Here is a 15,601-nt window from a genome sequence, read left to right on the forward strand (position 1 = left end):
GGGGTCAGGCGGCGAGGTGCCGGGCCACGGCCGCGCGGCGCAGCGTCCGGCCGTTGTACTGCATGGACTCGATGGGGCCAAAGACCCCTGCGGCACGCAGGAAACGGCCACTGAACAGCGGCTGGTCACGTTCGGCCGACGTCACGCTGAAGGTGAGGTCGGGGTCGGCGTCCAGTACGCCCACGAAGCCGTTGGAGACGCCGAACCGCAGCGCTCCCGTGCTGTCGGAGGTGACGCTGATGGAGAGGTCGCCGTTGGTGTAGTCACCGGTGACCTGCTCGCCGACACCCGCCGCCGCGCCGACCGGGGCGGGCTGGCAGTAGTGGCCGATTCGCAGACCGGCGTTGCGCAGCTCCACCACCAGCTCCTCCCACAGCTGTAGACCGCTGGTGGCATTGGTGGTGAGGGCCACGGCCGCTCCGCCAATGGGGTCGAACCGGACGTTGCAGGTTCCGCCGTCCAGGGTGCCGTCGTGGCCCAGCCAGCGGGTTCCGTCGGCGTGGAAGATCCCCCACCCCGCGCCCCAGCCGTCGGCGAGGCCGAAGGGATCGGCACCGGTGACGGAACGCCCCATCTCGGCCAGCACGTCGGGCCCGGCGATCGCTGTTCCGGGCACGGTGTCGTCGTCGCCCATGAAGGCGCGGGCGAAAGCGACCAGGTCGGTTGCGCTGCCGGCGATTCCTCCGGCGGCGGCCAGCGTGGACTCCACGTAGAAGTCGATCGGGGTGACCTGGCCGGTCGCGGCGTGCACGGCGTGTCCGCTGACCGTGTCCGCCACGGCCGAGGGAAAGCGTGCATCGTGGATGAAGGCGAGGTCGAGTCCGGCGGGGCGGGCCAGGTAGGAGCCGAGGGTTTCCCACCAGTCCTGTCCGGTGACGGCCTCCACGATGTAGGCGGCCACGGCGTAACCGGTGTTGGAGTAGGAGAACGCGGTACCGGGGCGCAGGAGCTGCTCGGTGCCCAGCACCGAGGCGAAGTAGCGGCGCAGCGATGCCGAACGCAGCGGTTCGCCCTCGTGGTCGGAGACCAGGCCCGCGGTGTGGCTGAGCAGATGGCGCAGCGTCACCGTGTGCATCGGGTGGCCCTGTGCGATCCGGTGTGTCGCCAGGTAGGCGGGGACGGGTTCGTCCAGGTTGACCTCGCCCTCCTCCACCAGTTGCATGATCAGCGCGGCGGTGAAGACCTTGCTGACCGAACCGAAGGCGAATCGTGAGCGGGGGGAGACCGGCCGAGTCGTCCCGGACCGTTCCACCCCGTAGGTCATTTCGTGCAGCCCGCCGTCCCGGTAGACGGTGAGTTGTGCGCCCGGTACACGATGCCTGTGGGCCAGCTTCTCAAAGAGGTCCGACAGGTGTTCGCGTTCCATTTCGTCTCCCCCGTGCAATCTCGTAAATCCGGTGAATCTATGCGATTCCGCCCCTGAGTGGTACGGCTGACCCTAAAACCCGTAGTAGGGCAGGGTCTACCTATAGGGAAAGACTCACCCATACCGAGGTAAATGTGCAAGTGGGTGCGGCGGGAGCCGAAAAGCGCAGGTGCGGGCCTCGGAGGTGCTGGAGCAGGGCTTCTGCGGGGTTTGCGGAGGTGAGGCGGATGTGTGGCTGTGCACCCCTCCGCTGTGAGGCGCAAATGCCTATTGGATAAGGGATTCGGAAATTCGAGCAGCCTCGGGGAGGGGTGGTGGCTCTTCGGTGCTGTGCGATCCGTCCCGCTCTCCCTGAATCCCGGATCCGGTGGTTTCCCTCGTGGGGCGGAGGTCAGGTGCACCAGGTGGCTGTGTACCTATTTTTGAGTAGAGAGCGCTTTTTCTCGGTTCCGACCCGGTGGAGAACGCGGTGGAAAAAGTGTTTCACAAGTGCTCTGAACAGCAAAAACAGTATGTCTGTGGCAGGGGGGCCGGTGCTCTTCCCTTGTGAAGGTCTTTCGAGGATTGGTCGAGGGGAATGGCCGGAATTGGCCATGGGGGGAGCTGGGGAAATAAAAGCGGTCCGCTCCCCGGGCAATCGTGAAAAGAAGTGGGGCGTTCGTGCGGATGAGTGGGGGATTCGGTGGGGTGGCCATCGGCGGCGAGGAGAAGGGGGTGTTTGGAAGGGCTCGTGCTGTGCGGGCAAAAGGTGCGTTCCATGGTCATGGGGAGCACGAAAGCTGCACTGTTCTATTGCCGTGTTGTCGAATCGATCATAAAGACGAAGAGGCTTGCCGAAAAATCTTCGCGGTGGCCATTTTCGGCCATTACGACAAAAGCAACTATTTTTCGCCTGCCGGTGCGGTATGAGGTGGGAACGTGAAGGAAAGTTTTGCCGAACAAGGGCGGCAGCGTCGCCCGGTGGGAGAGTGGGGCGCTTCCGGGGTCGGCGGGAAACCATTCACCGGCGCTCGGTAGAGGCGGCGGGAACCATTCACGTCTTTGGCCCGGCGGAGAAAAACCGGGGACGGTCGGAGGAGTGGACCGTCATCGGCCACTGCGACAGCGCCCGGCAAAGGCATTCCGGCCGGCGCGCAACCAGGCCGATCACACCGCGGTCATCGCAGGTGGGCGCCGCTTCTCCGGAGTTTCGGTGCCGCGCGCGGCAGCGGTGTCACGTCACGCTCCGGGCGGGCGCGGTCCCACGGCGATCGCGCAGCGAGGAGCCCGTACGGATCGACGGCCGGCTGCCGCATCCCTGCCCGGGCACAGAATCCGCGGCTCCTCCGCGCCCCGTGCCGAGCGGGTTGACCAGCGACCGCACCTCAAACACCACGAGCCCGCGCCTGGCCGCAACCCGGTCCGGTCGGGGCAGCCGCTCAACGAACGGCACCGCGCCCGGCCGGCGTGTGCTTCGACGACGTCACCGCCGGCGCAGGTGGCCGACCACCAGCAGCACGATGCACAGCACGGTGATCAGCCCGAAACTCAGGCTGACCAGCGTGGGGAACCCACTCAACGAGGTGACCGCGTTGGCCGTGGCGCTGACGATCAGTACCGTCCACAGCAGTCCGCGTCGCAGGGAACCGTCGCGCACCGCCTCCCGGCGCCGTCCTCTGCGCGGCGCATCAGGGGTGTTGTCGATCCGATAGGGGTCGCTCATGACTACTCCGTTGCTCGTAGGCGGATACAGGTGGGGCGAGGCACATGGCACACATCGGCCACAGCGTGCCTTACCCGAGGCTAGGAAGAAGGCCCCGAGAACAGCGATCCCGCACCCTGGCGCAACGGGAGTAGTGCAGGCTGTACCCGCACCGTCCCCTGATTTTCCGGGCGACCGGTCCGCGACGGACGGTAAGGTTCAGAGCCGACCGCCCCACCGGTTCGGAGAGGAACACGGGTCAGCCATGGACCGCAGTCAACGGTTGTCCCCCCGCACCGCAGTCCTTCGCGAAGCCGCCGTCACCGGCCTGCGCAACCTCTTCGACGCGCTGGAGCGCCTCGCCGGTGGCCTGGTCACAGCGGTCCTGGCACTGGCCACCGCTACCGCACTGCTGATCGTGGCAGTCACCGGCCCGCTCGGTATCGGTCTGCTCCTGCTCCCCTCCGTGCTGAAACTGGTGCGCACGGTCGCCGACCGCGAACGCGACCGGCTCTCCCGCTGGGGGGTGGATGTCCTCCACCCCTACACCCGTTTTCCGGCCGGCCCCGTGGACAGCCTGCGCAGCATGGTCCACGACCCCGCCACCCGACGTGATCTCGCCTGGCTGCTGGCACACGCCTCCCTGGGATTTCTCCTCGGGCTCCTGGGCGTCCTTCTGCCCGTCTTCGCCGTACGCGACCTCAGCTTCCCGCTGTGGTGGTGGCTCCTGCCCCGCGAGGACGCCGGCGCGGCCATCGGAATCCCCGTCAACGACTGGCCCGCCGCCTTCGCCGTCAGCCTCATGGGCCTGGGGTGGGGCGCTGTCGTCTTCGGACTGGGGCCACTGATCGCACGAGCCCAGTCCTGGCCCGGACGCAAGCTCCTCGGCCCGCCCGCAGGCACCGACCTCACCCAACGCATCGCCGAACTCACCAGCACCCGTGCGGCGGGACTCCACGCACACGCCGTGGAACTACGCCGCATCGAGCGCTCATTGCACGACGGGGCGCAGAACCGGCTGGTCGGCGTCACGGTGCTCATCGGTGCCGCACGGCGCGCACTCCAGAACGACCCGGCCCGCGCCGACGCCGCTCTCGAACGCGCCCAGACGATCACCGAGGAGGCGCTGGCGGAACTGCGCGTGGTCGTCCGCGCGATCCTGCCCCCCATGATCGCCGACCGCGGACTGGACGGCGCCCTCGAAGCCTTGGCCGCCGCCTGCTCGGTGCCCTGCGAGGTTGACGTCGAACCCATCGGACGCTGTCCGGCCTCCATCGAGTCCACCGCCTACTTCGTGGTCGCCGAGGCACTGACCAACGTGACCCGCCACAGCGGAGCCGGACGGGCCGAGGTCGCCGTGCGCCGCGAAGGCGACCGGCTCGTCGTCCTCGTGCACGACGACGGCCGAGGCGGCGCCCACGAGGCGGCAGGAACCGGCATCCTCGGGATCCGACAACGCGTGGAAGCCCACGACGGAACCGTCCGCGTGCTCAGTCCCGAGGGCGGACCCACCACCATCACCGCGGAGCTGCCATGCGGATTGTGATCGCCGAGGACGACGCCCTGCTGCGCGAGGGCCTGACCCTCCTGCTGCGCGGGGAAGGACACGAGGTGGCCGCCGCGGTGGCCACTCCACACGAGTTCCTGGCCGCCGTGGCCGCGCAGCCCCCCGACATCGCCCTGGTCAACGTCCGCATGCCCCCCACCTACACCGACGAGGGCATCCGCGCGGCGGTCCAGGCCCGCAGCGCCAACCCCGGCCTGCCTGTTCTGGTGCTCTCCGCGCACGTCGAGCAGACCTTCGCCACGGACCTGCTGGGAGCGGGTACCTCCGGTATCGGCTACCTGCTCAAGGAACGGGTCGGCCGGGTCAACCGGTTCCTCGACACCCTCGACCGGGTCGCGGCCGGGGAGACCGCCATCGACCCCGAGGTCGTGGCGCAACTGTTCACCCGCAAACGTCCCGGCGACCCCCTCGGCCGGCTCAGCCCCCGAGAGCACGAGGTGCTCGCCACGATGGCCGAGGGACTGGGCAACGCCGCCATCGCTGAGAAGCTGGTCGTCACCGAGGGCGCCGTTCACAAGCACATCCGCAGCATCTTCAACAAACTGGACCTCGCCCCGACCGACCGCTCCGACCGCCGCGTCGCGGCCGTACTGCGCTACCTCGACTCCAACCGCTGATCCGTACGGTCGGGGCCCGCCGCCACCGCGCGGGGATTCGCCCCTCCTGCGGCAGGGCGTCCCGCCCCACGGCGCGGCCCGTTCGCGAACTCCTCGGGCTCGGCGGGAACCGGGTGCACACCGGTTCGGCCCTCGCCCCGTCTGGAGCGGGGTGCTCGTCGAGGACGGTGCGGATCGAGGCGGTCGTGGCGTCATGGATGGCGGACGGCGTTGACAGTTCGGTTCCCCCACCCGAGAAACTGGCGTGGACCCCCGCCCTTTCGCTTCTCGACGTAGGGGCGGCGGGGGCGGCGTGTCCCTGGCGTACGGCGGTCTCAGTACCCCGCATCGGTGTAGGCGTCGCGCTCCCAGTCGGTGACGGCGGTGCAGAACCGCCTCCATTCCAGGGATTTCATCGCCAGGAAGAGCGCGGCGGTCTCCTCGCCCAGGGCCCCGGTGCTGACGGGGTCGGCGGAGAACCGCTCCAGGGCCTGCTCCAGCGTGTGCGGCAGTGCGGGGAAGCGTTGCGCGGAAGCGTGGTCCTCATGGGCCTTGTCCGGACCGGGGTCGGTCTGGTTCTTGATGCCGTCCTCGATCGCGGCGATGAGGACGGCATGGGACAGGTAGGGGTTGGCCATGGCGTCCGGGAGCCGGAACTCGACCCTCCCGTTCGCCGGTAGACGCAGGGCGCACGCCTTGGTCTCCCGGCCCCAGTTGACGTGCGAGGGGGTGAATTCGCTCGCTTGGGCGAGGCGTTTGTAGGAGTTGACGGTGGGACACACGACGGCCGACATCGCGGCCGCGTGGGTGAGGATGCCGCCCATCGCGTACCGACCGATGTCGCTCAGGTGCAGCTCGCGCGTCTGGGGGTCGCTGAACACGTTGACCCCGTCCCGCCACAGGCTGAGGTTGTGATGGCAGCCGTTTCCCATGTGGCGGTCGCTCGGCTTGGGCATGAAGCTGACGGTGAGCCCCAGTTCGCGTGCGACCTGTCGGCAGATCTGGCGGTGGACGATCAGCCGATCGGCGGTGCGGTCGGCATGGTCGAACATCCAGTTCATCTCCAACTGGCCGTCGTCGCCCTCGTGCCCGCCCTCGGTCATGTCCAGGCCCAGCGCCTGCCCGTACGCGATGATGCGCTGGTAGACGGGCCGGAACCGGTCAAGGGAGTCGAGATGGAGCGCCGGAGTCACCCGATGGCCCCGAGGAGGTTCCAGGCCAGGTCCGCTCCACGCGGCCTCCGGCTCGCAGCCGCTGCGCAGCTCCAAACCGGTGCGGGTGGTGAAGTCGGCGTGCATGCGTTGCAGGCCGCCCCGTACGTCGGTGGGGAGGGGCTGGCCGCGCACTCCCTCGGGCCGGTGGTCGGGCTCGTAGAGGCGACAGAAGAACCGGGCCGTGCGGGGATCCCAGGGGAGTACGGCGAAGGTGTCGAGGTCGGGCATGGCCGTGAACTCGGCCGCGTCGTTGCCGCCGCCGAGAAGCTCCCCGGTCGGATCGGTGTGCAGGTCCCCGAGGACGGTGCGGAACTGCTGGACGCCGTTCTCCAGGCTGCGTCGGAGATGCCGGGCGGGCACGGTCTTGCCGACGACCCGCCCGGTGAGCGTCACCGCCTGGTAGTGCACGTAGTCGATGCCGGTTTCCAGGATGCGTTTGCTGACATCCTCCACAGCGGTCGAGTCAGTGTTCAGCTCGCGGTGCTCATCCAGCGTGGTGCGGCCGTTCGAGATTGTCATACTTACCTCGCAGACAGCAGGGCGGGCCAAGTGGCAAGGAATGGCTAACCCCGGGCCGCGGGACGTAAACCAGGAGGATGGGCCGGTCTCACACCCGGGTGTGGTTGTCGTCGGTTGTGGACTGCACCGCTGTGTCGGCCGCTGCCGCGTACGGGGCGGGCGGTGCGGCGGGTGCGCGCCCGATCGAGGGAGGCCCGGCCGTTCGCCGGCTGCGTGATGGTGCACCCTCGATGGCACCGGCCTCGTCATCCGTGCTTTTCGACCCGGCTGTCCGGGCTCTGTCGGCGTCTTCCGAGCAGGCTCCGCCCCCGGGACGTGCCTGCCCGGTGCGATACGTCGCTACCTGTCCTTGACGGTGATGCCCAGGGTGAACGCCGGCGCCGGCGCCATCCCGGTCAGTTGCGCCTCGCTGATGGTCGCCCCCGCAACGACTCGTAGCCCGAGGCCAGGTCCAGTCCGGCCGCGTCGCGAAGATCGACCTTGGTCATCGATGCCTTGGCCAGGTGGACGCCTTCGAGGGTGGAGCCGGGGAAGGAGACCCGGTTCAGGACGGCCTGGCTGAAGTCCACGTCGATGAGGGCGCAGTTCTCGAAGACGACGTCGAACAGTTCTGCGGCCCGGACGTTGACCGCGTTGAGCTTGCAGGACGAGGACACCACCCGCTGGATGCCGGAGCCGAACGAAAACTAGCACCGGGCCGTGTGTGCTCTTCTCTCAGCGGCACCCACTGAAGGGCGACCGCTCCCGATCTGTTGAGAGCGGGAGCGGTCGCCCTGCTGTTCCTCACCCCGAAGGGTGCGCCGGCAATTGTTCCGCGTTGCTCGGCTCCGCGTCTTCCGGCGTGTCCCCGGTGGCCTTGATATGCCTCAGCGTCACTGCGGTCAGGACCGCCAGGGCCAGAATCGTCACCGCACCGACGACGCCGGCGGTGTTCAATCCCGATATGAAGGCGTCCTTGGCCTGTTCCACGACCTCTGCCGGAACCCGGTCGGCAACCGAAGTCGCACCGGACAGGCTGTTCTCGACCGAATCGACAGCATCGGAGGGAAGGTCGGCGGAGTACTCGACAGCCTGCATGCGGTTCCGGTAGACCGCGGCAGCCATGCTGCCCACGAGCGCGATGCCGGCGGCCAGCCCCAGTTCCTGCACGGTCTCCGACATCGCCGATGCCGACCCCGCTTTCTCCGGTGGTGCCGCTCCGACGACCAGATCCGTTCCCAGAGCGGCGATCGCTCCCAGCCCCAGATAGACCAGGGAGAAACCGAGTACGACGAGGACCAGTCCGTCGGAGCTTCCGACGAGGCCAAGGAGGACGTATCCCACGGCGGAAAGCGTGAGTACGCCCGCCACGACGTATCCCGCGCGGATACGTCGTGCGATCAGCGGCGCGATGATCGCCGAGAGCATCATCATCAACGCCGGCGGGCCGTACCACAGGCCGGCCACCAGGGGGGAGAGCCCTTCCACCAACTGCAGGTACTGCGTCACCAACAGCATGGTCCCGCCGACGCCGACCAGCCCGACGAGCATCATGCCCAGCGCCACGCTGAATGCCCGGTTGCGGAACAGGCTCACGTCCAGCAAGGGGCTGGCCAGAAGCCGTTGACGTTGGACGAACACGACCGTGAAGACAAGGCCCGAGACGACGGCCGCGATCACGCCGACGGTTAGCCCGTCCTTCGCGAACTGTTTGATGCCGTATACGACCGGAAGGATGGCAGCCAGCGAAAGAACCACACTGAGCAGATCGAGCCTGCCGCTCTCCGGGTCCCGGTACTCGGGGAGCAGGAAAGGCGCGGCCAGCAGCATGATCCCGATCATGGGGATCGCCAACAAGAACGCGGCACCCCACCAGAAGTGCTCCAACAGCACTCCTCCGACCAGGGGCCCGGCAGCCATCCCGCCGGCGAAGAACGTCGCCCACAATCCGATCGCGAGGGCACGCTGTTGAGCGTTGTGGAACATGTTGCTGATCAGTGCCAGTGTCAACGGCATGAGAGTGGCGCCGGCGATCCCCAACGCCGCGCGGGCGGCGATCAGCATTTCCGCGCTGGTGGAATAGGCGGCAGCCAGTGAGGCAGCGACAAAAGCGATGCCGCCTATCATGAGGAGCCGGCGACGGCCGATCCGGTCCCCGAGGGTCCCCATCGTTATGAGGAAACCGGCGATCAAGAACCCGTAGGCGTCCACGATCCACAGTTCCTGGGTTCCGCTCGGACGCAGGTTGACCGCCAGCGAGGGCAACGCCAAGTGCAGGACGGTGACGTCCAGGCCCAACAGAACGGTGGGCAGTGCCAGGACGGCAAGTCCTCCCCACTCCGCCGGGCCGGCCCTGCGGTCACTTGTCCGGGGCATGGAAGCTCCTCTTCTTCATAGGTGGAAGAGGCTTCATCGTCCTCGACCGTGCGCACGGTCCGCGCACGAAATACTGGGGGCTCTGCCGGTAGGATTCAGCTATGCGTTACGGGGTGCTCGGCCCGCTGGCTGCCTGGGACACCAGCGGAAGACAGGTAAAGATCCCCGAAGCGAAGGTACGGGCAATCCTGGCGAACCTCTTGGTCCACCAAGGAGGTCCGATATCCGCCGATCGGCTCATCGACGACCTCTGGGGGGACGCACCGCCCGGTCGTCCCCTCAACACACTGCAGACCAAGATCTCCCAGTTGCGACGTGCGCTCGGCCCGGACCAGGTGGTCCGTCAGCCGGCGGGCTATCAGTTGAACCTGGACGGGGACGGCCTCGACGCGTACTCGTTCCAGCAGCTGACCGAACTGGCGGCCCGCACCGGCAACCCGCGCAGCCGGGTGAAAGTGTTGACCGACGCCTTGGCATTGTGGCGGGGGCCCGCTTACGCCGACGTCGCCGACGCCGCGTTCGCCGGCGCGGAGATCACCCGTCTCGAAGAGTTGCGGTTGGCCGCCCTCGAACATCGGGCCGCGGCGCGCCTTGAGCTCGGCGAGCACAGCGCGACCATCGCCGAGCTCGGTGAATTGGTGAAGCTGAATCCGTTGCGCGAGCAGCTTCGTGCGCTCCACATGCTCGCCCTCTACAAGGCCGGGCGTCAGGGCGAGGCGCTGGACTCCTTCCACGACCTCCGGACCAAGCTCGGCGAGGAATTGGGGGTCAACCCGGGGCCGGCACTGAGCGGGCTTCACACGTCGATCCTGCGTCAGGAGCCGAGCCTGGTGGCCGAGGTGCCCGCGGCCCCGTACCGGACCAACCTGCCGAGTCCGGCCACCCCACTGATCGGGAGGGAGAAGGAAGTTGAACAGCGTCCGCAGGGCGCTGTCGGCCGGCCAAGGGGGTCGGTTGGTGACGTTGACCGGTCCGGGGGGCGTCGGGAAGACCCGGCTCGCGATCTCGGCGGCCAGGACGCTGACCGAAGAGTTTCCCGACGGAGTTTGGCTCGTGGAGCTTGCCGGCCTGGACCGCCATGCCTCGGCAGGAGACGTCGCGGAACGGATCATCACGACACTGGGCCTCTGCGACACGGCGGCCGAATCCGACCCCGTCAACCTGGTGAACTGGCTTTGTGTCGCCATCGCCGACAAACGTCTCCTGATTCTTCTGGACAACTGCGAACATGTGGTCGAACCGGTCTCCGTCGTGGCCACGGAACTGCTTGCCGCCGCTGCGGTGACGCACACCTTGGTGACCACTCAGGAGGCACTCGACGTTCCTGGTGAAACGGTCTGCCCTGTGGCGCCGTTGGCCCTGCCGAAGCTCCCCACCGTCCCTTCGGTCAGGATCGCCGAAGAGATCGGCCGTTCCAGCGCCGTCCAGCTGTTCGTGGAGCGCGCCGCTGCGGCGGTGCCCGGTTTTGCCATCACTCCTGACAACGCGTCGTTCATCGCCTCGATTTGCAGGCGGCTCGACGGCATACCGCTTGCCCTGGAACTGGTGGCCACCCGCCTTCGCGTGCTCAGCCCCGAACAGATCACCGAAGGGCTGGACGACCGGTTCGCGCTTCCCACCGGTCCGGGGCGCGGGCGCCCCACGCGGCAGCAGACACTGCGAGCGATGATCGGTTGGAGCTGGGAGCTCCTGTCCGATTCGGAACGGGCGGTGCTGCGCCGTCTGGCGGTGAGCGCGGACGGCAGCACACTCGTCGGCGCGCGTACGGTGTGCGCCGACCGCTCCGTCCCCGAACGCGATGTCCTGGACGTGCTCTCGCGCCTGGTCAACCGATCGCTCGTGGTCCGGGACGGTGAACGGTTCCGTCTGCTGGAGTCGGTCGCGGCCTACTGCATGGAGCAGCTGGCGGAATCGGGAGAACTGGCCGAGGTCCGGCTCAAATTCGTGCGCTTCCACGTGGCACAGGCCGAGACGGCGGAAAGAAATTTGCGCGGTCCCGACCAGGGCCGGTTCCTCGAACTGCTGGATACCGAGACGGTCAACATGCGAAGGGCGCTGGAGCTCGCGGTACGACACGGTGAGGCGGCTCTCGCGCTGCGACTGGTGAACGCATTGGCCTGGTACTGGCTGCTCCGCAGCAGGCTGACCGAGGCGCGCAGGTCTTTCCGGGCGGCACTTGAGGTGGAAGGCAGCGCCGAGGGAAGCCGGGAGATCGCCGAGGCGTGGTTGGCGGGCATGGAGGGAAAACCGGCCCGGATCCGCATCGAGGATCTCGTGCTCAGCTCACGCCTTCATTGGTTCGTGGGGGCTTCCCTCTACCGGGTCGGACGCCATCAGGAGGGACGGGCCCTGATAGAGGAGGCGTTGGTCGCCGCGCGTTCGCATTCCGACTGGTGGGGGGAAGCCGCGGCCCTCGCAGAACGGGCCGACCACAGCTTTGACGGCAAAGATTTTCTTTCGGCGCGCAGCGATGCCGAAAGGAGTGCGATGCTGTTCGCCCAATTGGGTGACCGTTGGGGGCACCTGCGTGCGGGACGGTCGCTGGCCCGTGTGGCAGAGACCGACGGGAACCACGCAGAGGTGACCGGGCTTCTCAGCGAATGCCTGCGGGCGGCTGAAGGCCTCGGCCTGTGGGTCGAAGCCGTCGAAACCTTGTTCCGCATCGGTCGTGCCTTTTATGTCCACGGTGATCTTGCCGCGGCCGGGAGAATGTATGAAAGAGCTCTCCAGGTGGCTTCAGAGCGTTCCTACACACGCGGTGAGGTCGAGGCCGACACCTGGTTGGCCAAGGTCGCCCTGTGCGGCGGAGACACCGGCGCCGCCGAGTTCCATCTCCGTCGTGCGGTGGAGCGCGGTCAGTCGCACGGGTTTGCCGTAGGCGGGGAAGAGACGTTTCCGGGCATCGGCAGAAAAGCCTACGAAACGTCTCCACCGGGAAAGACACTGCCTGGAATGCCTGTGCAGGGACGTTCGTGACGCTTTCCTGAGCTCTGCCGGGATGCCCGTTCGGTTTGGGGCCCGGGGCCGGCGCTGCTTCGTCAAACCCGGTACCGCGTGGTTTGCCCGCCGACGCCGGACGCGCATACTGGCCCGGGTGAGTAGCTTTCAGGCCCGACCCGTAGGAGGAGAACTGGACGAGTCCACAACGGATGGGCGAAGGCTCAAGGGCCTGAGGCGTAGACACGCGCTCATCGAGGCGACCTTGCGGGTTATCGAACGGGATGGGGTGGCGGGTGTCAGCCACCGGAAGGTGGCCCGTGAGGCGGGAATGCCCACGTCCGCATCGACCTACCATTTCACCAGCCTGGGAGAGTTGCTGACCGCAGCATTGACCAGTGTCATGGAAGAGGACTCGGCGCGTATGCGCAGGCTGTCTTCCGGAGGTGATCGACGACGTGATCTGGCGGTCCTGCTCGCGCAGGTCGTGGCTGATCCAGGGCGTCTACTAGCTGAATACGAGTTGTTTCTCCTGGCGGCAAGGCGCCCCCATCTGCGATCGGCGACCGACGGATGGCTCGGTGCGGTCAAGGCATTCGCAAATTGCTATACCGACGATCCGGTGCGAGTACGGGTGGTCGCAGGTGCGATCGACGGATTGCTGCTGCACACCTTGCTCACGGACGACAAACCGAGTGCTGAGGAGTTCGAGGGCTTTCTCACCGACCTTCTCCCGTCTCCTGGCAGGTCGTGAGCTCTACCGACTTCTGTGGAGCCCGTTGGTGGTGCGGCAGGATCGGGGACGACCGGTGCCCCGGCTGTCCTTGCGGAGTGCGCCCGCGGCCCGGTGCGGGGCGGCGCCCTTCGGATATCGGTTTACCCGGCTGAGCCGGAGCGGTTGAGGAGGACGGCCCTGTCGGTTCTGCTCGATCCGCCTGCAAGAACATTGAGCACCACGGCTCCGGTCCGGGTCGGCAGACGGCCCCGCGGTCAACCTAGCGCGGTGGGTGTCGCCGAGGCGCGCTAGGGCCTGTTTGGGAATGTGTTGGCCTGGGACGAAGCGCATCAAAACAGTAACGGCGGGCGCGTCGCCCCACACATAAGCGAAGCCTTCGGTGGACGAGTCAACGACGAAGAAGACCAAGCCCACCGAAGGCTTCGCTGTGACCCTACCCGGCCACGGACGCGGTGACCTCACCGACATCCAATGGGCACTGCTCGAACCGCTCCTGCCCACCCCGACCACCGGCCGCCCGCCCGGGTTGGACAGGGGCGATTATCGGGCCCGGCACGCGGTGGAGTGTGGGATCAACCGGCTCAAACGTAATCGGGCGGTGGCCACGCGCTATGACAAGCTCGCGCTTCGCCACGAGGCCACCCGCCACGTCGCTGCCATCAACGAATGGCTCTAACTATCCAAACAGGCCCTAGTCGGCTTGGTCCAACGGAGGCCGGCCGACTCGACGGTCTCGTGGGTAGAGGCGGCGCGGTGCATCCGGTGTTCAGTCCGCCAGCCGTGCCAATAGTTCGGGGTGGTCGGCCAGGGAGGACCGCACCAGTTCCTGGGTCAGCCGTGCGAAGGAGGGACGATCCACCGTCAACCAGTCGATTCCGCCCAGGGGTGGTTCAGGGTCATATTCGATCACCAGTTGGGCGTTGCGCGCGGCCTGCTCGCCGGCGAACAGGTGCACCAGTTGCAGCGCCATGTCGATGCCCGCCGATACCCCGGCCGCGGTGAGCACGTTGCCGTCACGGACCCAGCGCTCGTCCACCGGATGCGCACCGAACTTGGGCAACAGGTCCCGAAAACCCCAGTGGGTGGTGGCTCTGCGGCCCTGGAGCAGACCGGCCGCACCCAGGATCAACGAACCGGTGCACACCGAGGCCATCACCTCGGCCGTGGTCGAGGCCTGGCGGAGCCACGCGAGCAGCGACTCGTCCGCGCAGGCTTTGAAGGTTCCCCCCATGCCGCCGGGCACGATGACGATGTCGGGTGCGCTGACCTCGTCGAAAGTGGCCGTCGCGGACAGGTGCAGCGGAGCGTCGCTGGGTTGGGGAGCCAGGTCGTGGGCGAGGACCACTGACCGGAATTCGGGCCCCACGGCTGTGGTCACGGTGAGCGGGCCCACCAGGTCCAGGGCGGTGAGGCCGGGGTAGAGCACGAAGGCGATGGTTTTGGTCATGGCTCTACTGTGGGCGCCGGCCCGCAGCCGGGCGAGACTTCCATCCAAGTAGGTCCGAATTGCTGGGAAACCTGTCATTCGGACCTAGAGTTGGATTCATGGACGTGCGTCGGGTGGTGGTCGTCGGGTACGAACAGGCGGAGTTGTTGGACATCGCCTGTGTGACTTCCACGCTGGAGACGGCCAACCTGATGGGGACCCGGGTCCCCTACGAAGTGGTCCTGGCCACGCCGGGCGGGCACCCGATCACCTCCTCCTCGGGACTGGTGCTCCAGGGACAGGCCGTGCTGGAGCGGACCGTGGGCCCTCTCGACACCGTCCTGGTCTCGGGTGGGTTCGGCTCTGAGCGGGCCGCTGCCGACACGCACGTCGTCGCGCACGTGCGTCGGCTGGCGCGCGAGAGCCATCGGGTGGCCTCGGTGTGTACGGGGGCCGCCATCCTGGCCGCTGCCGGACTGCTCGACGGCAAACGCGCCACCACCCACTGGTTCGCGGCGCAGCGGTTGGCGGCCCGATACCCACGGGTCGAGGTGGACCCCACGCCGATCTATGTCAGGGACGGCAAGGTGTCCACCTCGGCGGGGGTCACCACCGCCCTGGACCTGACGTTGGCCTTCGTCGAGGACGACCACGGGGCGGATGTTGCCCGATCGGTGGCGCGGGCCCTGGTGACCTACCTCCAACGCCCCGGCAACCAGGCGCAGATGAGCGTGTACGTCGCCGGCCCGCCGCCCGAGCACGTCCTGGTCCGGCAGGTGGCGGACTACGTCACCGCCACCCTGGCCGGGGACCTGCGTACGAGCGTCCTGGCCGAACGGGCGGGCGTGAGCGAACGACATCTGACCAGGCTGTGCGTGGAGCACCTGGGGCGCACACCGGGCCGGTTCGTGCGCGAAGCGCGAGTCGAGGCGGCCGCGCGCCTGCTCGTGTCGTCCCGTCTGCCGTTGGCGGGGGTCGCGAAACGATGCGGGTTCGGGTCGGTGGAGACGCTGCGGCAGGCGTTCACGGCCCGGTTCGGGGTGGCGCCCTCCAGGTACCGGTCAACCCAGCTGCGCCGGAGTGGTTGAGGAGGGTGGTCCCGGCGATTCTGTTCGATCCGCCTGTACGAACAGCGGGCACCACAGCTCCGGGGCGGGCCGGCGGGCGGCCCGGGAGCGGTCTGGCGCGTGGGGTGCCGCCGGGA

12 protein-coding genes and 1 pseudogene are annotated in these 15,601 nt (G+C 67.8%); 7 read left to right on the top strand and 6 right to left on the bottom strand.

Features of this window, described 5'->3' with window-relative positions; genetic code table 11:
• Positions 1-4: 4 nt before the first annotated feature.
• The gene (locus AC0VYP_RS08075; protein WP_475473279.1) at positions 5-1,366 is read right to left on the bottom strand and encodes a serine hydrolase domain-containing protein; all 1,362 of its coding nucleotides are present in this window, start codon (positions 1,364-1,366) and stop codon (positions 5-7) included.
• Positions 1,367-2,828: 1,462 nt separating this feature from the next.
• Positions 2,829-3,068, bottom strand: a complete 240-nt coding sequence (locus tag AC0VYP_RS08080) for a hypothetical protein (RefSeq protein ID WP_285760572.1) — start codon at positions 3,066-3,068, stop codon at positions 2,829-2,831.
• A 244-nt stretch (positions 3,069-3,312) separates the two neighbouring features.
• Between AC0VYP_RS08080 and AC0VYP_RS08085 the strand changes: the two genes are divergently transcribed.
• Positions 3,313-4,593 (top strand): sensor histidine kinase, encoded by a 1,281-nt coding sequence (locus AC0VYP_RS08085; RefSeq protein WP_285760571.1) that lies wholly within the window; start codon positions 3,313-3,315, stop codon positions 4,591-4,593.
• On the top strand, positions 4,581-5,231 hold the full coding sequence (locus AC0VYP_RS08090) for a response regulator (RefSeq protein WP_475473281.1): 651 nt from the start codon (positions 4,581-4,583) through the stop codon (positions 5,229-5,231). The genes AC0VYP_RS08085 and AC0VYP_RS08090 overlap by 13 nt, the downstream gene beginning before the upstream one ends.
• 314 nt (positions 5,232-5,545) lie before the next feature.
• Here the strand turns inward: AC0VYP_RS08090 and AC0VYP_RS08095 are convergent, their stop codons facing one another.
• The 3 genes from AC0VYP_RS08095 to AC0VYP_RS08105 form a co-directional block, all read right to left on the bottom strand.
• On the bottom strand, positions 5,546-6,943 hold the full coding sequence (locus AC0VYP_RS08095; protein WP_285760569.1) for a glutamine synthetase family protein: 1,398 nt from the start codon (positions 6,941-6,943) through the stop codon (positions 5,546-5,548).
• Between the two features lie 395 nt (positions 6,944-7,338).
• A complete protein-coding gene (locus AC0VYP_RS08100; protein WP_475473283.1) occupies positions 7,339-7,599 on the bottom strand; it encodes a pentapeptide repeat-containing protein in 261 nt (86 codons plus the stop codon).
• A 127-nt stretch (positions 7,600-7,726) separates the two neighbouring features.
• On the bottom strand, positions 7,727-9,298 hold the full coding sequence (locus AC0VYP_RS08105) for an MFS transporter (RefSeq protein ID WP_475473285.1): 1,572 nt from the start codon (positions 9,296-9,298) through the stop codon (positions 7,727-7,729).
• Between the two features lie 101 nt (positions 9,299-9,399).
• Here AC0VYP_RS08105 and AC0VYP_RS08110 point away from each other — a divergent pair.
• The 4 genes and pseudogenes from AC0VYP_RS08110 to AC0VYP_RS08125 form a co-directional block, all read left to right on the top strand.
• A pseudogene (locus AC0VYP_RS08110) lies at positions 9,400-10,050 on the top strand (AfsR/SARP family transcriptional regulator); the annotation flags it as partial.
• A gap of 157 nt (positions 10,051-10,207) precedes the next feature.
• Entirely contained in the window at positions 10,208-12,274 is a 2,067-nt protein-coding gene (locus AC0VYP_RS08115) for an ATP-binding protein (protein WP_475473286.1), read from the top strand.
• Between the two features lie 214 nt (positions 12,275-12,488).
• Positions 12,489-12,989, top strand: coding sequence for a TetR/AcrR family transcriptional regulator (locus tag AC0VYP_RS08120; protein WP_475474195.1), 501 nt, complete (start codon positions 12,489-12,491; stop codon positions 12,987-12,989).
• Between the two features lie 361 nt (positions 12,990-13,350).
• Positions 13,351-13,647: a hypothetical protein gene (locus AC0VYP_RS08125; protein WP_475473287.1), complete on the top strand. Its 297-nt coding sequence runs from the start codon at positions 13,351-13,353 to the stop codon at positions 13,645-13,647.
• 90 nt (positions 13,648-13,737) lie between these two features.
• Here AC0VYP_RS08125 and AC0VYP_RS08130 read toward each other — a convergent pair whose 3' ends face one another.
• On the bottom strand, positions 13,738-14,418 hold the full coding sequence (locus AC0VYP_RS08130) for a DJ-1/PfpI family protein (RefSeq protein ID WP_475473288.1): 681 nt from the start codon (positions 14,416-14,418) through the stop codon (positions 13,738-13,740).
• Between the two features lie 98 nt (positions 14,419-14,516).
• Between AC0VYP_RS08130 and AC0VYP_RS08135 the strand changes: the two genes are divergently transcribed.
• A complete protein-coding gene (locus tag AC0VYP_RS08135) occupies positions 14,517-15,485 on the top strand; it encodes a GlxA family transcriptional regulator (protein ID WP_475473289.1) in 969 nt (322 codons plus the stop codon).
• The last annotated feature ends 116 nt before the right edge of the window (positions 15,486-15,601 follow it).

Source organism: Nocardiopsis sp. iso_186 (assembly GCF_056173365.1).

Coding starts and splice junctions, on each gene's coding strand:
- AC0VYP_RS08080 (WP_285760572.1), bottom strand. CDS start 3,068: ATGAGCGACCCCTATCGGATCGACAACACCCCTGATGCGCCGCGCAGA.
- AC0VYP_RS08075 (WP_475473279.1), bottom strand. CDS start 1,366: ATGGAACGCGAACACCTGTCGGACCTCTTTGAGAAGCTGGCCCACAGG.
- AC0VYP_RS08095 (WP_285760569.1), bottom strand. CDS start 6,943: ATGACAATCTCGAACGGCCGCACCACGCTGGATGAGCACCGCGAGCTG.
- AC0VYP_RS08105 (WP_475473285.1), bottom strand. CDS start 9,298: ATGCCCCGGACAAGTGACCGCAGGGCCGGCCCGGCGGAGTGGGGAGGA.
- AC0VYP_RS08135 (WP_475473289.1), top strand. CDS start 14,517: ATGGACGTGCGTCGGGTGGTGGTCGTCGGGTACGAACAGGCGGAGTTG.
- AC0VYP_RS08130 (WP_475473288.1), bottom strand. CDS start 14,418: ATGACCAAAACCATCGCCTTCGTGCTCTACCCCGGCCTCACCGCCCTG.
- AC0VYP_RS08090 (WP_475473281.1), top strand. CDS start 4,581: ATGCGGATTGTGATCGCCGAGGACGACGCCCTGCTGCGCGAGGGCCTG.
- AC0VYP_RS08085 (WP_285760571.1), top strand. CDS start 3,313: ATGGACCGCAGTCAACGGTTGTCCCCCCGCACCGCAGTCCTTCGCGAA.